This window comes from Dyella sp. 2RAB6 (assembly GCF_052115385.1).
In the GTDB taxonomy this organism is placed as follows: domain Bacteria; phylum Pseudomonadota; class Gammaproteobacteria; order Xanthomonadales; family Rhodanobacteraceae; genus Dyella_D.
Genome location: NZ_JBFRGP010000009.1, coordinates 57,574 through 71,614 on the forward strand (window position 1 = coordinate 57,574; position 14,041 = coordinate 71,614).

12 protein-coding genes are annotated in these 14,041 nt (G+C 66.5%); 8 read left to right on the top strand and 4 right to left on the bottom strand.

The annotated features are described in order from the left end of the window. Positions 1-77: 77 nt before the first annotated feature. The 3 genes from AB4083_RS14380 to AB4083_RS14390 form a co-directional block, all read right to left on the bottom strand. The gene (locus tag AB4083_RS14380) at positions 78-2,519 is read right to left on the bottom strand and encodes a protease pro-enzyme activation domain-containing protein (RefSeq protein WP_441608758.1); all 2,442 of its coding nucleotides are present in this window, start codon (positions 2,517-2,519) and stop codon (positions 78-80) included. A gap of 583 nt (positions 2,520-3,102) precedes the next feature. After that, positions 3,103-3,525 carry a hypothetical protein gene (locus AB4083_RS14385; protein WP_441608760.1) on the bottom strand — a complete coding sequence of 141 codons (423 nt, stop codon included), beginning with the start codon at positions 3,523-3,525 and terminating at the stop codon, positions 3,103-3,105. Between the two features lie 12 nt (positions 3,526-3,537). Then, positions 3,538-3,753: a DUF3820 family protein gene (locus AB4083_RS14390; RefSeq protein WP_441608761.1), complete on the bottom strand. Its 216-nt coding sequence runs from the start codon at positions 3,751-3,753 to the stop codon at positions 3,538-3,540. 255 nt (positions 3,754-4,008) lie between these two features. Between AB4083_RS14390 and AB4083_RS14395 the strand changes: the two genes are divergently transcribed. The 5 genes from AB4083_RS14395 (at position 4,009) to AB4083_RS14415 (ending at position 9,142) form a co-directional block, all read left to right on the top strand. Beyond that, on the top strand, positions 4,009-4,992 hold the full coding sequence (locus AB4083_RS14395; protein ID WP_441608849.1) for an alpha/beta hydrolase: 984 nt from the start codon (positions 4,009-4,011) through the stop codon (positions 4,990-4,992). An 89-nt stretch (positions 4,993-5,081) separates the two neighbouring features. Then, positions 5,082-5,813, top strand: coding sequence for a DUF3348 domain-containing protein (locus AB4083_RS14400; RefSeq protein WP_441608763.1), 732 nt, complete (start codon positions 5,082-5,084; stop codon positions 5,811-5,813). A 10-nt stretch (positions 5,814-5,823) separates the two neighbouring features. Beyond that, the gene (locus tag AB4083_RS14405; protein WP_441608765.1) at positions 5,824-7,920 is read left to right on the top strand and encodes a DUF802 domain-containing protein; all 2,097 of its coding nucleotides are present in this window, start codon (positions 5,824-5,826) and stop codon (positions 7,918-7,920) included. Further along, a complete protein-coding gene (locus AB4083_RS14410; RefSeq protein ID WP_441608766.1) occupies positions 7,917-8,558 on the top strand; it encodes an OmpA family protein in 642 nt (213 codons plus the stop codon). Before AB4083_RS14405 ends, AB4083_RS14410 begins: the two co-directional genes overlap by 4 nt. Positions 8,559-8,569: 11 nt before the next feature. Continuing rightward, positions 8,570-9,142, top strand: coding sequence for a DUF2894 domain-containing protein (locus AB4083_RS14415; protein WP_441608850.1), 573 nt, complete (start codon positions 8,570-8,572; stop codon positions 9,140-9,142). Positions 9,143-9,301: 159 nt separating this feature from the next. On the opposite strand, the gene AB4083_RS14420 is transcribed toward AB4083_RS14415, so the two are convergent. Beyond that, a complete protein-coding gene (locus tag AB4083_RS14420; protein ID WP_441608768.1) occupies positions 9,302-10,366 on the bottom strand; it encodes a LacI family DNA-binding transcriptional regulator in 1,065 nt (354 codons plus the stop codon). A 338-nt stretch (positions 10,367-10,704) separates the two neighbouring features. Here AB4083_RS14420 and AB4083_RS14425 point away from each other — a divergent pair, with 338 nt between their 5' ends. From AB4083_RS14425 to AB4083_RS14435, 3 genes are read left to right on the top strand one after another with little or no spacing between them, the layout of a single operon-like run. After that, a complete protein-coding gene (locus tag AB4083_RS14425; protein WP_441608769.1) occupies positions 10,705-11,907 on the top strand; it encodes a Gfo/Idh/MocA family protein in 1,203 nt (400 codons plus the stop codon). Beyond that, positions 11,904-13,106 carry a nucleoside permease gene (locus AB4083_RS14430; RefSeq protein WP_441608770.1) on the top strand — a complete coding sequence of 401 codons (1,203 nt, stop codon included), beginning with the start codon at positions 11,904-11,906 and terminating at the stop codon, positions 13,104-13,106. The genes AB4083_RS14425 and AB4083_RS14430 overlap by 4 nt, the downstream gene beginning before the upstream one ends. Positions 13,107-13,155: 49 nt before the next feature. Continuing rightward, the gene (locus AB4083_RS14435; RefSeq protein ID WP_441608771.1) at positions 13,156-14,037 is read left to right on the top strand and encodes a TIM barrel protein; all 882 of its coding nucleotides are present in this window, start codon (positions 13,156-13,158) and stop codon (positions 14,035-14,037) included. Positions 14,038-14,041 lie beyond the last annotated feature (4 nt).

A 14,041-nucleotide genomic window follows, 5' to 3' on the forward strand; every position in this document is an offset into this window, starting at 1 on the left:
GCCACGCGGCCGGGTTCTTTTTTGTAGCGAGTATCCGCAACCGCCGCCAGCTCCCGGCGGCGGTGCGAAACGCGTGCTTACTGCACGTTCAAGGTCACATCGTCCAACACGAACGAGGTCTGCAGCGACGAGTCTTCCGCGCCGGTGAACTTGATCGTCACCGTCTGCCCGATGTACGCGGCGAGGTTGGCCGTGTGCACCGTATAACCGCTGGCGGCGTTGAGGTTGGAGTACGTCGCCAGGGTCGCCAGCACCGTGCCGGAGCTGTTGAGCACCTGCACCTTCAAGGTGTCGTAAGCGGTGCTGGTGGTGGTCTCCGCCGTATCGACATGCAGGTAGTACTGCAAGGTGGCGCTGGACTTGCCGCTGGGGATGGCCACCGACTGCGACACCGTGTCGGTATGGCTGGAACCATAGCCGTTCATCCATGCGAACCAGGTGCCGGCATGCGCCGTCTGGCCGGAGCAGCTGCTGTTGCTGCACAGCACGCCGGAACTCATCGACCACGGCGAGGCCGCACCGCTTTCGAAGCCGGTGTTGCCGAGCAGCTGCGATGAACCGCCACCGCCGCCACTCACCGTCACCGACTGCGTCTTGCTGCTGGTGGCGCCGAGGTTGTCGGTCACGGTCAGCTTGACGCTGTAGGTGCCGGCCGCGGCATAGGTGTGGCTCGGGTTCTTGCTGGTGGACGTGCCGCTGTCGCCGAAGGTCCACGCATACGAGCTGATGGTGCCGCCCGTATCTGTCGAGCTGTCGGTGAAGTTCACCACCAGGCCGCTGATGGTGTCGCCGAAGTTCGCCACCGGCGTGCTGCCGCCACCGCCGCCGGAACCGGCCAGCGAGCTGACCAGCGCAGCCTGCGGGCTACCCCAGCCGGTCGCCAGATCGTAACCGGCCACGGCGCTGAAGCCGTTGCTGCCGCTGGTGACGTCGTGGAAGTTGCTGGTGTAGCTGGTGCCGATACCGACGTTGTAGAGCGCCGGATTGACGAAGCCCACCGTGGCATGGCCGTTGGTCACCGCCTGCTGATTCACCAGCGCGAGGAAGCCCGCCCAGCGCGGCGCGGCAAAGCTGGTGCCGCCGTAACCGGTCTGGAAGGTGCCGTTGCTCACGGTGGGGTTATCGAAGTTCGCTTCGGCCGCGACATCCGGGTCGTTGCGATAGGTGGTCGAACCCTTGTTCGCCGAGGTGATCACGCCGGCCAGCTTCTGATAGCTCGGGGTGCTTTCGCCGGAGGCGCTGGTGTAGCCGCCACCGCCATCGGACCAGACCGTTTCCGACGACCAGGCGCCGCCGGTGCCGGTGGTCAGATCGGTGCCGCCGACTTCCAGCACGTTGGAATCGGCCGAGGGCGGATCGTAGGCGCTCGACGAAGCGTTATACGAACCGCTGTCGCCGGTGGCGTTGACGAAGGTCTGGCCCTGCGCCGCCATTTCCTGGTAGATCGGATCGTCGGTGGCATTGTTGAAATCGCCGCCGCCCCAGGAGCAGCTCAGCACCTTGGCCTGGTTGTCCGAGACCATCTTGTTGAGGATGTCGGTGGCGCTGTCGCCCTCGTAGAACAACACCTTGGTCAGGCCCGGCGCCATGCCGATCACGTTGACGATATCGAGGATCTGCTCGCCGTCGTCGCAACTGCTGCCGACGTGTCCGCACTTGCCGTCGAAGCCGCTGACCAGCACGTTGCTGACCGGCACGCTGGAGCTCATCCCCGTCTGCGAGTAGTAGTAGGCGATGTCGCTGGTGACGTAGCCATCGAACGAGAAGATGCCGACCGTCTGGCCGGAGCCGGTCAGCGAACCGCTGCCGTAGTACGCGGTGCGCATATCGCTCGGCAGGTACTCGCCGCCAGGGCCCGAACCGCTGTGGTGAACCGGCGCGGCGTTGGCGCTGGTGTTCTTGTGGTAGTTGGTATGCGGCAGGCGGAAGTTGTCGAGTCCGGAAACGTGCAGCAACGGCACGCTCAGGCCGGCGGCAACCGGTTCGCGATCCGCCGCGAAGAACGTGCGGTTCTCGGTCGGATGGTTGTAATTGCCCATCTTCACCTTGAACGCGCGGTTGATCGTGTCCACCGGGCCCTCGACGTCGACCAGGCGGCGGTTCGCCGGGGTGCCGGTGACCGTCAGGCCATTGGCCTGCGCCCAGGCAACCACGGTGTCGTAGTCCTGCTGCGTCGGCGCGAAGCGCGCGGTGTATTCCTCGACGCTGAGGTACTGGTGGTATTGCGGGCTGCGCGGGTCCTGCAGATCGTGCAGCAGCTGATCGAGTTCGGCCTGGTTGCGCTGCGGCAGGCTCAGCGCAAGCTTCAGATGCTTCTGCGTATCCAGGTTGCTGACCAGCAGCGCGGCACCGTTTCTCACGGCCAGTGGCACGTGTTGCGTCGCCATCGATCCGATGGCTGTCAGCGCGGGGGCGTCGGCCGCGCTGGCGGCGGGAACCACGCACAGACCCGATGCTGCAACCAGCACCGACAGGCCCAGCACCAGCCGGATCCGGCTGGCGAGCCCCTGGTGTTTCAAGGAACGATCGTGCTTCATGACTTTGTGGCGGAAATGGCTTGGCATGCAATGCTCCGAAGGATCTTGAGGACAAACGAACCCCATGGGGTTGCGAGAACCTCATTAATGAAAGCCGTGAACAGGCACGGCAGCTGTGGTTTTTCCCGGAATTGCCCAGCGATCCAAGGCGCGTTGCAGCCCCTGCCATCTCCTGCACGAAACACGCACTTCCAAAGTCTAGAAGGGCGTTGGTCATAACCCGCGCTAGTCACAGGATCATTCATCAGCTCCCGACTGATGAATTCATCAAACGTAGGGCGAGACGTTGTGAGGCGTCAATAGAAAATCCCGTGATTTAAATCACGAATCCATGGCGCATTAATCAAGACTTAGTGAAAGCGATCAAATCCGCCGGCGCATTATATCGAGGCAATATCGATACATTTACCGGCGCATCAGAAGCTTATAAATATATTCGTAGAAAATAGCCGGGGCCGGCGCAATTAATTACCTTCGAGTAATTAATTGCGAATATCGATGCAAAATCTATCGATATATCTACCCGTGATATTCCTGCGCCGAGCAGCAAGGAGTTACGAAAACCTCAAGCCTCGGCGGCCGCAGGGTCGCGCCGCCAAGGCACCCCGGCCACCAGGCAGAACACACCGGCAACCAGCAAGGACGCGGCCCCACCGAGCAGGATGGCAACCCCGATCTCCACCCCGCCCTCGCGGTAGTGGGCGTAAGTCAGCGCTGCCGCAACAGCCCCGAGGAGGCTGCCCAGCAGCGCGCAAGGCAGGACGGTCAGGCGCCGGGCCAGCAGCAGGCCGACGATCACCGGCACGCCGAGCACGTAGCTGGCCGCGTAGCAGACGCAGGCCACTGCGACGAAATCAAGGAAGAACGTCTGCGGATGCCCCGCCGCTCTGGACGGATCGCCCGAGAACAGCAGCAACAGCAGCATATAAGCCACCGGCAACGCCAAGGGCGCCAGCGCAATGCCGAGGATCAGGCGCGATCGCTTCATGGCTGCATCCGCCTACTGAGGCTTGCGCAGCGGATCGAGCAGCCGCTTCAAGCCGTTGTGATCGAGTTCGAGCGCCAACGCCAGCAGGTTTCCCAGATCGCCGGGCGGGAAACCCTTGCGGGCGTACCAGGCCAGGTAAGCGCCCGGCAGATCGGCGATAAGGCGGCCCTGGTACCTGCCGTAGGGCATGGCGACGGTGACCAGCCGCTGCAGGTCTTCAGGCTTCAAGAGGCGATCCGCCGCGCGTCGTGCGTGCTTGCTTCGTGGCCTTCACCAGGCGTCTCCAACGATCCATCGACGGCCCAGTGTAGCTGCTGGCGCGGTCGTCCTCAGCGCCGCGTAGCCGCGTTGCAAACGGCATCGCAACGCCGCCCGGTTGCCCTTTCTTTTCCGCCATTCGACATCCGCCTGCCCGTCTGCGCCCGAAGCGCGGCCTTTCCCGTGGTCACCCTCACGGTTCCGTCCCGATCGAGCCACGCCGTCATGCACAAGCTCTTTCTCAGCACGCTTCTGCTTGCCCTCGCCGGCGGCACGGCACATGCGCAAACTGCCGTCTGGCAACCCTCGGCCGGCCACACGCAGCTGCCGATCTGGCCAGGCAAGGTGCCCGACGCGTTGCCGATCACCAAGCCTGAATCGGTCGGCAAAGACTGGGCCAGAATCGAGAGCGTCAGCCAACCGACGATGACCTTCTACGCTGCGCAGGGCCGCAACACGGGCGTGGCCGTGGTGGTGTTTCCCGGCGGCGGTTACCAGATCCTCGCGATGGATCTGGAGGGCACCGATATCTGCGCCTGGCTCGTCTCGCGCGGCATCGCCTGCGTGCTGCTGAAATACCGCGTGCCCGATTCGGGACCGACCTGGAAGAACGACCGACGCTATTACCCGAAGGTGCAGACGGCCTTGCAGGATGCGCAACGCACGCTGGGCCTGGTGCGCCAGCATGCGGCGGAATGGAAGATCGATCCGCACAAGATCGGCGTGATCGGTTTCTCCGCCGGCGGCCATCTGGTCGCGGCGGTCAGCACGCATTTCGACCGGCGCACCTATCCGCCGGTCGATGCCGCGGACCAGCTCAGTTCGCGCCCGGATTTCGCCATCGCCCTCTACCCCGGCCATCTATGGCTGCACGAGGACGAGGACCGCGCCACCCGCCTGCAGACCGATCTGCGCCTGCGCCCGGATATCCGCGTGCGCCCCGATACGCCGCCGACTTTCCTGCTGCAGGCCGAGAACGATCCCACCGATACCATCGAGGGATCGCTGGCCTACTACGTCGCGCTGCAGAAGGCCGGCGTGCCCACCGAGATGCATCTGTACGCACAGGGCGGCCACGCTTTCGCCCTGCGCCCGACCCCGCTGCCGATCGGCCGTTGGCCTGAACTGACGGAGCGATGGTTGAGGACGATCGGCATGCTCGAGGCGGATCAAGCGCCCATCCGGGACAAAGTCGATATCAGTCAATAGCTTGCCCTGGAAGCAGCCCCATTCCACCCCCGCTTAATCAACGTGTCCTGGGCCACGTGTAGAATTGTCGTCTTTTTTCAGCCAGTCGCATGTCGCAAGCCCTTCCCCGGACGCTTGTCCGCGGTCCGACGTTCATCCGCCTGCTCGCCAGCCTGACGGACGCCGCCGCCCCGTCCACCCCGCCCCCGCTGCCGGACCGGTTGAGCCAATGGCTCGACTGGAACCAGGCCATTGCGCTGTCCACGGCGCTGGACGGACGGCCGGCGGTCGCGGACGGCACGCCATTCAGCGGCGAGGACGAGGACGAATGCGCGCGCCTGCGCGCCGCCCTGGCCCAGGCCATCGTGAGCGACCAGGCCTTGGCGCTTGCCGCGGAGCGCGATGAAGTTGGCATCGATGCCGCCATCGTCCGCCAGCGCTACCTCACCCATCAGCGCGCGATGCAGGCCGCCACCGGACGCTTGCGCGGCAAGTTGCGCGACCGGCTCGCCGCGAAGAACACGCCGATGGCGCAGCTCGCGGCCCTGGATGCGGCGATGGAAGTCGCGCTGAGCCCGCGCGAACACGCATTGCTGACCGCCGCGCCCAAGCTGCTCGGCGTGCATTTCGAACATTTGCGCCAGACCGCGGATCACACCCCGGATCACACCGCGGATCACACCGGGGATGGCGGCGCAGCGGGAGCGGAGCTCCCGGCTGGGGGAACGTCGGCCGCGTGGCTCGACGTCTTTCGCAAGGACATGCAGAGCGTGCTGCTCGCCGAACTGGATGTTCGTTTTCAACCGGTCGAAGGCCTGCTTGCAGCCCTTCGCGCCAGCTAATTGGGACGTCATGTTCAGAAGTCTTCTTTACCCCCTCGTTTTCGCCGCCGGCCTCACGGCCGTGTGCTGGATCGGCGCCGGCTATGTCGGCTCCAATCCGCTCGGCGCCGCCATCGCTGCCTTGATCGGCGCCTGTTATCTGGCCGGTGGCTTCGAACTGTTCCGCTATCGACAGGCCACGCGCACGCTGGGCGACGCGGTTGCCAAGCTCTCAATGGCGCCGCCCAGCCTGGGTGACTGGCTCGCGCAACTGCATCCAAGCCTGCGCAACAGCGTGCGCCTGCGTGTCGAAGGCGAACGCGCGGCGCTGCCGGCGCCGGTGCTGACGCCATACCTGGTCGGCCTGCTGGTGCTGCTCGGCATGCTGGGCACCCTGCTCGGCATGATGGCCACCTTGCGCGGCACCGGCCTGGCGCTGGAAAGCGCCGCCGACCTGCAGGCCATGCGCGGCTCGCTGGCCGCGCCGGTGAAGGGACTCGGTTTCGCGTTCGGCACTTCGATCGCCGGCGTGGCCAGCTCGGCGATGCTGGGCCTGTTGTCCGCGTTGTGCCGCCGCGAGCGCATGCAGGCGACGCAACAGCTCGATGCGCATGCCGCCACGACTCTGCGCATCTTTTCGCAGGCGCACCAGCGCGACGAAGCGTTCCGGCTGTTGCAGCGCCAGGCCGAGCTGATGCCGACGCTGGTCGATCGCCTGCAGGCGCTGATGCTCACCATCGAGCAGCAGAACCTGAGCGCGCACGAGCGCCAGCTCGCCGGTCAGGAGGCATTCCATGCCAGGACCGAGACCACCTACGCGCGCCTTGCCGACTCCGTCGGGCAGTCGCTGCAGCAGGGCGTGGCCGACAGCGCACGCGCGGTGAGCGCGTCGATCCAGCCCGCGGTGGAAGCCACCATGGCCGGCCTGGCATGCGAGACGGCGGCGCTGCGCGAGACGGTCGAACAAGGCGTGCAGCGCCATCTCGACGGCCTGTCGGCAGGCTTGGAGGCGACCACCGCCAACGTGGCGCAGCTGTGGAAGGATGCGCTGGCCGAACATCGCCGCGCCGGCGAAGCGCTCACCGGCGATCTGCGCCATTCGCTCGAGCAGTTCACGGGCACCTTCGAACAGCGCTCGGCTGCCCTGGTCGGCGCGGTTTCCACGCGCCTGGATACGGCCGCGAACAGCGCCGCCGATGCCTGGCAGCAGACGCTGTCGCAGCAGCAAGCGGGCAACGATCAACTGGCCACGCGCAACCAGCAAGCGCTGGCCGCAGCCGCCGCGACGTTCGAGCAACACGCCGCCTCGCTGGTCGGCACCGTGCGCCAGTCGCACGAGGACCTGCATGCGGCGCTCACGGCGCGCGACCAGGAACGCCTCGCCGCCTGGACGCAATCCATCGGCGCCATGTCCACCGCCCTGCATGCACAGTGGGAACAGACCGCCACGCATGCCGCGGACCGCCAGCGCGATATCTGCGACACCCTCGCGCAGACCGCAGGCGAGATCACCGCACAGACCCGGACCCACGCCGGCGAAACCATCGCCGAGATCTCCCGCCTCGTGCAGGCCGCCTCCGAGGCGCCGAAGGCCGCCGCCGAAGTCGTCGCCGAGCTGCGCCAGAAGCTGTCCGACAGCATGGTGCGCGACACCGCGACGCTGGAAGAACGCAGCCGCCTGCTCGCCACCGTGGAAACCCTGCTCGATTCGGTCAATCACGCATCGACCGAACAGCGCGCCGCCATCGACGGCCTGATCGCCACCTCGGCGGACCTGCTTGACCGCGTCGGCACCCGCTTCCAGGACCATGTCGAAACGCAGACCGGCAAGCTCGGCACCGCCGCCGCGCACGTCGCCGGCGGCGCCGCCGAAGTGGCCAGCCTGGGCGAGGCGCTGGGCGTTGCGGTGCAGCTGTTCGGCCAGTCGAACGAGGCGCTGATGGAGCACCTGCAGCAGATCGCCGGCGCACTGGACGCCTCGCTCGCGCGCAGCGACGAGCAGCTGGCCTACTACGTGGCCCAGGCCCGCGAAGTGGTCGACCTGAGCATGCTGTCGCAGAAGCAGATCATCGAAGAGATCCAGCAGCTGGCGGATGCCCGCGCCGCGGCCGGAGCCGAAACCGCATGAGCGGCGAGATCGAAGCCGACACCGAGTCGACGCCGATCTGGGCTGCCTTCGGCGACCTGATGTCGGTGCTGCTGGGCGTGTTCGTGCTGATCCTGGTCGGCATGATCGGCATGCAGATGCAGCTGTCGAACCAGCTCGAAGAAGAAGTGAAGCGGCGCCAGGCTGAGGCGCAGCGCCGCCAGACGCTGGAACAGGCGCTGGCCGCACCGCTCGCCGCCGGCCGCGTGACCCTGGTCGACGGCCGCATCGGCATCCGCGGCAACGTGCTGTTCGCGCTGAACTCCGACCAGTTGCAGCCGGAGGGCCGCGAGGTGCTCAAGAGCCTGGCCGGCCCGTTGACGGGATACCTCAAGTCGCGCGACGAGATCCTGATGGTCAGCGGCTTCACCGACGACCGCCAGGTGCGCGACGGCAACCGCCAGTTCGCCGACAACTGGGAGTTGTCGGCCGAGCGCGCGCTGACGGTGACGCGCAGCTTGATCGCCGAAGGCGTGCCTGCGTCGTCAGTGTTCGCCGCCGCGTTCGGCGCGGAGCAGCCGGTTGGCGCGAACACCAGTGAGGAAGGACGCTCCAGGAACCGGCGCGTGGAGATTGCGCCGGTGCCGCGTCCGGCCCAGAGCGGCCCAGACCGGCCATGAAAGCGCAGCGCATGAGTGAGCAGCCGGCGCAGGCGCGAGCAAGGCTCGATGCGTGGCGCGAGCAAGGTGCCCACGGGCTCGATCCGGTCCGCTTCCATGTGATGGAGGCGCTGGAGCAACGCGCGGCGACGCATGCCGGCGAAGTACGCCGGCTGCTCGACGCGCGGCTGTCCGCCCTGCTCGATGGCTATGCCGCCGTCGTCGAAAGCGCGGCCGCGCAAGCCGAGCTTGCCGCGGATACAGCAAGCGATGGCTCGCTGCGCGCCCTTGCGCAAACCATGGCCAATCGGGGAACCAGCGCCTTCCCCGAGCTGAGCATGCTTGGCGATTTCCGCCAGCTCTGGTCCGGCCTGCGCACCGAAAGCCAACTGCGCCAGTCGCTGCAACCGGCCCCCGCCAATACCGGACCGCTCAATTCCAGCGCACTCGCGCATCGCTCGATCGCGCTGATGCGCGAGCTGTCGCCCGGCTATCTGCGGCATTTCCTTGAATACGTCGATGCCTTATCGTGGATGGAGCAGATCCAGGCCGATGGCGCCGTCGCGCCTGTCCGTAAGCGCAGCCGAGAGAAGAAAGCGACGTAGGTTGGGGTGAGCCGCAGGCGACTGCGAAGGCAGGATGCCGTAGCGAACATCCGCGTAGCGGATGGCCCGAAGGGCTGGCTGCTGATGCAGCCAGTAACCCCGACATCGCGACCTTCAACCATTGCGCATCGTTGGGGTTCGCCTGCGGCTCACCCCAACCTACGCCGACCGCCTGCGCGCGGTCGAACCGCGCACCACCAGGTCCGCCGACAGCACGCGCTTGCGCGGCGGCACGTCGGCATCGTTGAGCAGTTCCAGCATCATGCTCATCGCCTCGCGCCCCAGCGCATTCTTCGGCTGCGCCACCGTGGTCAACGGCGGCGAGGTGTAGCGCGCAAAGCGGATGTCGTCGAAGCCGACCACCGACACCTCGTCCGGCACGCGCAGGCCGTGCGAGCTGAGCGCACGCAAGGCGCCGATCGCCATTTCGTCGTTGGAACAGAACAGCGCGGTGAACGATTGTCCCTGCGCCAGCAGTTGCTCGACCGCACGCTCGCCCGCCTCGATCGAGAAATCGCCGGTCACGATCAGGCCTGGATGCACGGGCAGCTTCGCCCGCTGCAAGGCCAGTCGATAACCCTGCTCGCGATCGACGCAGATGGGGCTGGACGGAGGGCCCGCGACGAAGGCGATCTCGCTATGCCCCAGCATCGCGAGGTAATCCACCGCCACGCCCGCCGCCGCGACGTTGTCGATATACACGCTGGAAATCTGCCCGTCCTTGACGTACTCGCAGGCATTGACCACCGGCAGGCGACCCTGGATCGGGATCGCCGGCACCCGCGGCGACATGGTGATGATGCCGTCGGCGCGGCGTGCCGCGACCATGTCGGCATAGGCCTGCTCGCGGACCAGGCTGCCCTGGGTTTCGCCAAGCAATACCGAATAGCCGTTCTCGTGCGCCACCTGCTCGATGCCGCGGATCACTTCGGAGAAGAAGGGGTTGGCGATGTCCGGCAGCAAGGCCACGATCAGCCGCGTGCGCGCGGTGCGCAGGTTGCGCGCCAGGGCGTTCGGCGTGTAGCCCAGGCGCTTCACCACTTCGTGGATGCGCTGGCGCGTGCTCTCGCTGACCACCTCCGGCCGCTGCAACGCGCGCGACACGGTGGCCACCGACACTTTCGCGATGGCGGCGATCTCCTTGACCGTACTGACGCGGGCCGGCGGCGCCTCGAGCGCTGCGCCCTTGCTCTTGCGAGCGCCCTTCGATCCCTTCCCGCTCACGTATGCCGGCCTCCCGTGCCGCCGATTGGTGCGGGACGATACCACCCCGGCGCGCGCCAGCAAGCGCTTCGTCGATGCCGTGGCGGCCATCCATGCTGCGCCGCAATGTAATGGATTACATGAAATCGTTGCATCGGCATTTCCAAGTCTGTTACATACCAGCGCAGTTTTTCCGCGGTCCTGCTCCATCCCACTTGCGTGGCCTGCATCGCACTTTTCCCGGTTGTGCCTTGGAAGTCCAGTCTGCATGCGGATGTAATCGAATACATTTTCAGTGGTAGCGATACCTTGGAGGGGGACATGCCTAGCCAGTCCATAGCGACCCGCGGATGCGCCACATGCCGATGAAGCGTCTCGGCATGGGCCTGGTCGGCCCCGGCTTTATTGCCGCCCATCATCTGGATGCGGTGCGTCGCCTGGGCGACGTCGATATCGTCGGCATCGCCGGCTCCAGCCTCGAATCGGCGCAGGCCCGTGCCCGCGAACTGGGCGTCGACCGCGCCTATGCCGACTACCGCGAACTGCTGGCCGATCCGGCCGTACAAGTGGTGCACAACACCACGCCCAACCATTTGCATCGCGAGATCTCGCTCGCCGCCCTGCAGGCCGGCAAGCACGTGATCTCCGACAAGCCGCTGGCCAGCAACCTGGCAGAAAGCCGCGAGCTGCACGAAGCGGCGCGCACGGCCGGCGTCGCCCACGTGGTCACGTTCAATTACCGCGGCTACCCGCTGATCCAGCAGGCCCGCGCGATGATCGCCAAGGGCAAGCTCGGCGCGCAGGTGTTCGTGCACGGCTGCTATCTGCAGGATTGGCTGACCGACGAGCGCGCCTATTCCTGGCGGCTCGATCCCAAGCGCGGCGGTGCCAGCTCCGCGCTGGGCGATATCGGCTCGCACTGGTGCGACCTGGCCGAACACGTCACCGGCGCGCGCATCGTCGCCGTGCTGGCCGACCTGCATACCGCGGTGCCGGTGCGCGAAGTGCCCGCCGCTTCGCCGAAGGCCTTCGCCAAGGCCGCCAAGACCGCGCCGCGCAAGAAGATCAAGATCGCCAGCGAAGACCTGGCCAGCGTGCTGCTGCGCTTCGACAACGGCGCGCGCGGCTGCGTCACCATCGGCCAGGTGCTGCCCGGCCACAAGAACGACCTGCGCCTGGAAGTGAGCGGCCGCGAAGCCTCGCTGGCCTGGCGGCAGGAGCAGCCGAACGATTTGTGGATCGGCCATCACGCGCAGCCGAACACGGTGCTGACGCGCGACCCTGCCCTGCTCGATCCGGCTGCACGCGCCTACGCGCACCTGCCCGCCGGCCATCCGGAAGCCTGGCCCGATGCCTTCCGCAATCTGATCGCCGATGCCTACGCCTGGATCCGCCACGGCGGCGCGCCGGCCAAGAAGCCGTCCGCCCTGCCCACCTTCGCGGACGGCTATCGCAACAGCCTGCTGGTCGACGCCATGCTCAGGAGCCACGCCGCGGGTGGCGTGTGGCAGGACGTCGACGACCTGATCGCAACACCACGCAAAAGGGGAACACGGGGATGAAGTGGCGCCTTAGGTTGATGATGCTGTTCGAGTACGCGATCTGGGGCGCCTGGTACGTCACCGTCGGCACCTGGCTGGGCAAGACCCTGCACTTCAGCGGACAGGAGATCGGCGCGGTCGCCGGCACCACCGCGATCGGCGCGATGATCTCGCCGTTGTTCGTCGGCCTGCTGGCCGACCGCCTGTTCGATACCCGCCGCGTACTGGCCGCCTTGCACGTGCTCGGCGCGGTGCTGCTGCTGGTGGCGGCGAAGCAGACTTCGTTTGCGGCGCTGTACGGCTCCCTGCTTGCCTACAGCCTCTGCTACATGCCGACCCTGGCGCTGACCACCTCGCTGGCGATGCGCCACATCACCGATCCGCAGGAGGAATTCGGCGGCATCCGCGTGCTGGGCACGATCGGCTGGATCGTGGTCGGCCTGATCGTCGGCGCCTGGGGCGTCGAAGCGAGCGCCACGCCGCTGCACCTGGCCGCCGGCCTGTCGGTGGTGACGGCGCTGTACTGCCTCACCCTGCCACCCACGCCGCCGCTGGCGTGCAACCAGCGCTTCGAGATCCGCCACGCGCTGCCGCTGGAATCGCTGCACCTGTTGCGCAATCGCTCGATGGCGGTGTTCGCGCTCGCCTCCTTCCTGATCTGCATCCCGCTGCAGTTCTACTACGCCTTCACCAACCTGTTCCTCAACGAAGTAGGCGTGGTCAACGCGGCCGGCAAGATGACCGGCGGACAGATGTCCGAGATCCTCTGCATGCTGCTGATCCCCTGGTTCTTCCGCCGCCTGGGCGTGAAGTACATGCTGGCGGTGGGCATGCTGGCGTGGGTGCTGCGCTATGCGATGTTCGCCTTCGGCGCGCCGGGCGAGCTGATGTGGATGCTGTGGCTGGGCATCGTGCTGCACGGCATCTGCTTCGATTTCTTCTTCGTCGTCGGCCAGATCTATATCGACCGCGAAGCGCCGACCGCACTGCGCGCGGCGACCCAGGGCCTGATCACCTTCCTCACCTATGGCTTGGGGATGTTCGTCGGCTCCTGGCTGTCCGGCGTAGTGGTCGACACCTACGCCGCGCAAGGCACCCACGACTGGCGTTCGATCTGGCTGATCGCCGGCGGCTGCGCCGCGGCCGTGCTGGTGCTGTTCGTGCTCGCCTTCAAGGATCGCAGGAGCAGCGCCGGCCAGCCCGTCGCCGTTACCGACTGATCCCCTTCTCCTCAAGCTACCCACCGGCCGCCCCGAGAGAATCCACATGATGATGAATCGCAGGCAGTTCCTCGCTCGATCCGCAATGTTCGGCGCCGCCGCATGGCTCGCCGGCAGTCCCTCCGGCCGGCTGCTCGCCGCCGGTGCGCAGGGCAAGGCGCTGGGCATCCAGCTGTATATGGTGCTGAAGTCCTACCAGGCCGACCCGATCGGCACGCTCAAGACGCTCAAGAGCATCGGCTATACCGAGATCGAGGCGATCGTCACCACCACCGCCGCCACCTTGCGCGACCAGCTGAAGGAAACCGGCCTGAGCTGCCCCAGCATGCACTTCGACAGCCTGGGTTTCGACCCCGGCGTGGAGGCCGCGCATACCCTGGGCGCGAAGTTCATCGTCAGCAGCATGCTGCCTTCGATCATGCAGAAGGAACAAGGCGCCAACGCGCCGGAGCCGGCGTATTCCCTCGACGAAGCCAAGCGCACCGCCGAGTACGCCAACCGCCTCGGCGAGAAGGCCAGGAAGGCGGGCCTGCAGTACGCGTATCACAACCACCATCGCGAGTTCACCGACGTCGGCGGCGGGCAGACCTTCTACGACGTGCTGCTGAAGGAAACCGACCACCAGCTCGTGCAGTTCGAGATGGACTGCGGCTGGGTGCATGTGGGCGGCAAGAATCCCGCCGATTACTTCAAGGCCAACGCCCACCGCATTGCGCTGATGCACGCCAAGGACTTCCTCCCCGGCGCCGGCGGCAAGGATTTCCCGGGTGCGGAGCTGGGCCGCGGCACGCTCGACTACAAGCCGATCATGGCCGCCGCGGACCGCGCGGGACTCAAGCACTGTTTCGTCGAACAGGAAGGGCCGTTCAGCCGCATGAGCGACCTCGAGGCCGCGCGTATCGACTACGCCTACCTCAAGCCGCTGCGCTGATTCC

Coding starts and splice junctions, on each gene's coding strand:
- AB4083_RS14405 (WP_441608765.1), top strand. CDS start 5,824: ATGTTCAGAAGTCTTCTTTACCCCCTCGTTTTCGCCGCCGGCCTCACG.
- AB4083_RS14415 (WP_441608850.1), top strand. CDS start 8,570: ATGAGTGAGCAGCCGGCGCAGGCGCGAGCAAGGCTCGATGCGTGGCGC.
- AB4083_RS14400 (WP_441608763.1), top strand. CDS start 5,082: ATGTCGCAAGCCCTTCCCCGGACGCTTGTCCGCGGTCCGACGTTCATC.
- AB4083_RS14395 (WP_441608849.1), top strand. CDS start 4,009: ATGCACAAGCTCTTTCTCAGCACGCTTCTGCTTGCCCTCGCCGGCGGC.
- AB4083_RS14385 (WP_441608760.1), bottom strand. CDS start 3,525: ATGAAGCGATCGCGCCTGATCCTCGGCATTGCGCTGGCGCCCTTGGCG.
- AB4083_RS14430 (WP_441608770.1), top strand. CDS start 11,904: ATGAAGTGGCGCCTTAGGTTGATGATGCTGTTCGAGTACGCGATCTGG.
- AB4083_RS14410 (WP_441608766.1), top strand. CDS start 7,917: ATGAGCGGCGAGATCGAAGCCGACACCGAGTCGACGCCGATCTGGGCT.
- AB4083_RS14425 (WP_441608769.1), top strand. CDS start 10,705: ATGCCGATGAAGCGTCTCGGCATGGGCCTGGTCGGCCCCGGCTTTATT.
- AB4083_RS14435 (WP_441608771.1), top strand. CDS start 13,156: ATGATGAATCGCAGGCAGTTCCTCGCTCGATCCGCAATGTTCGGCGCC.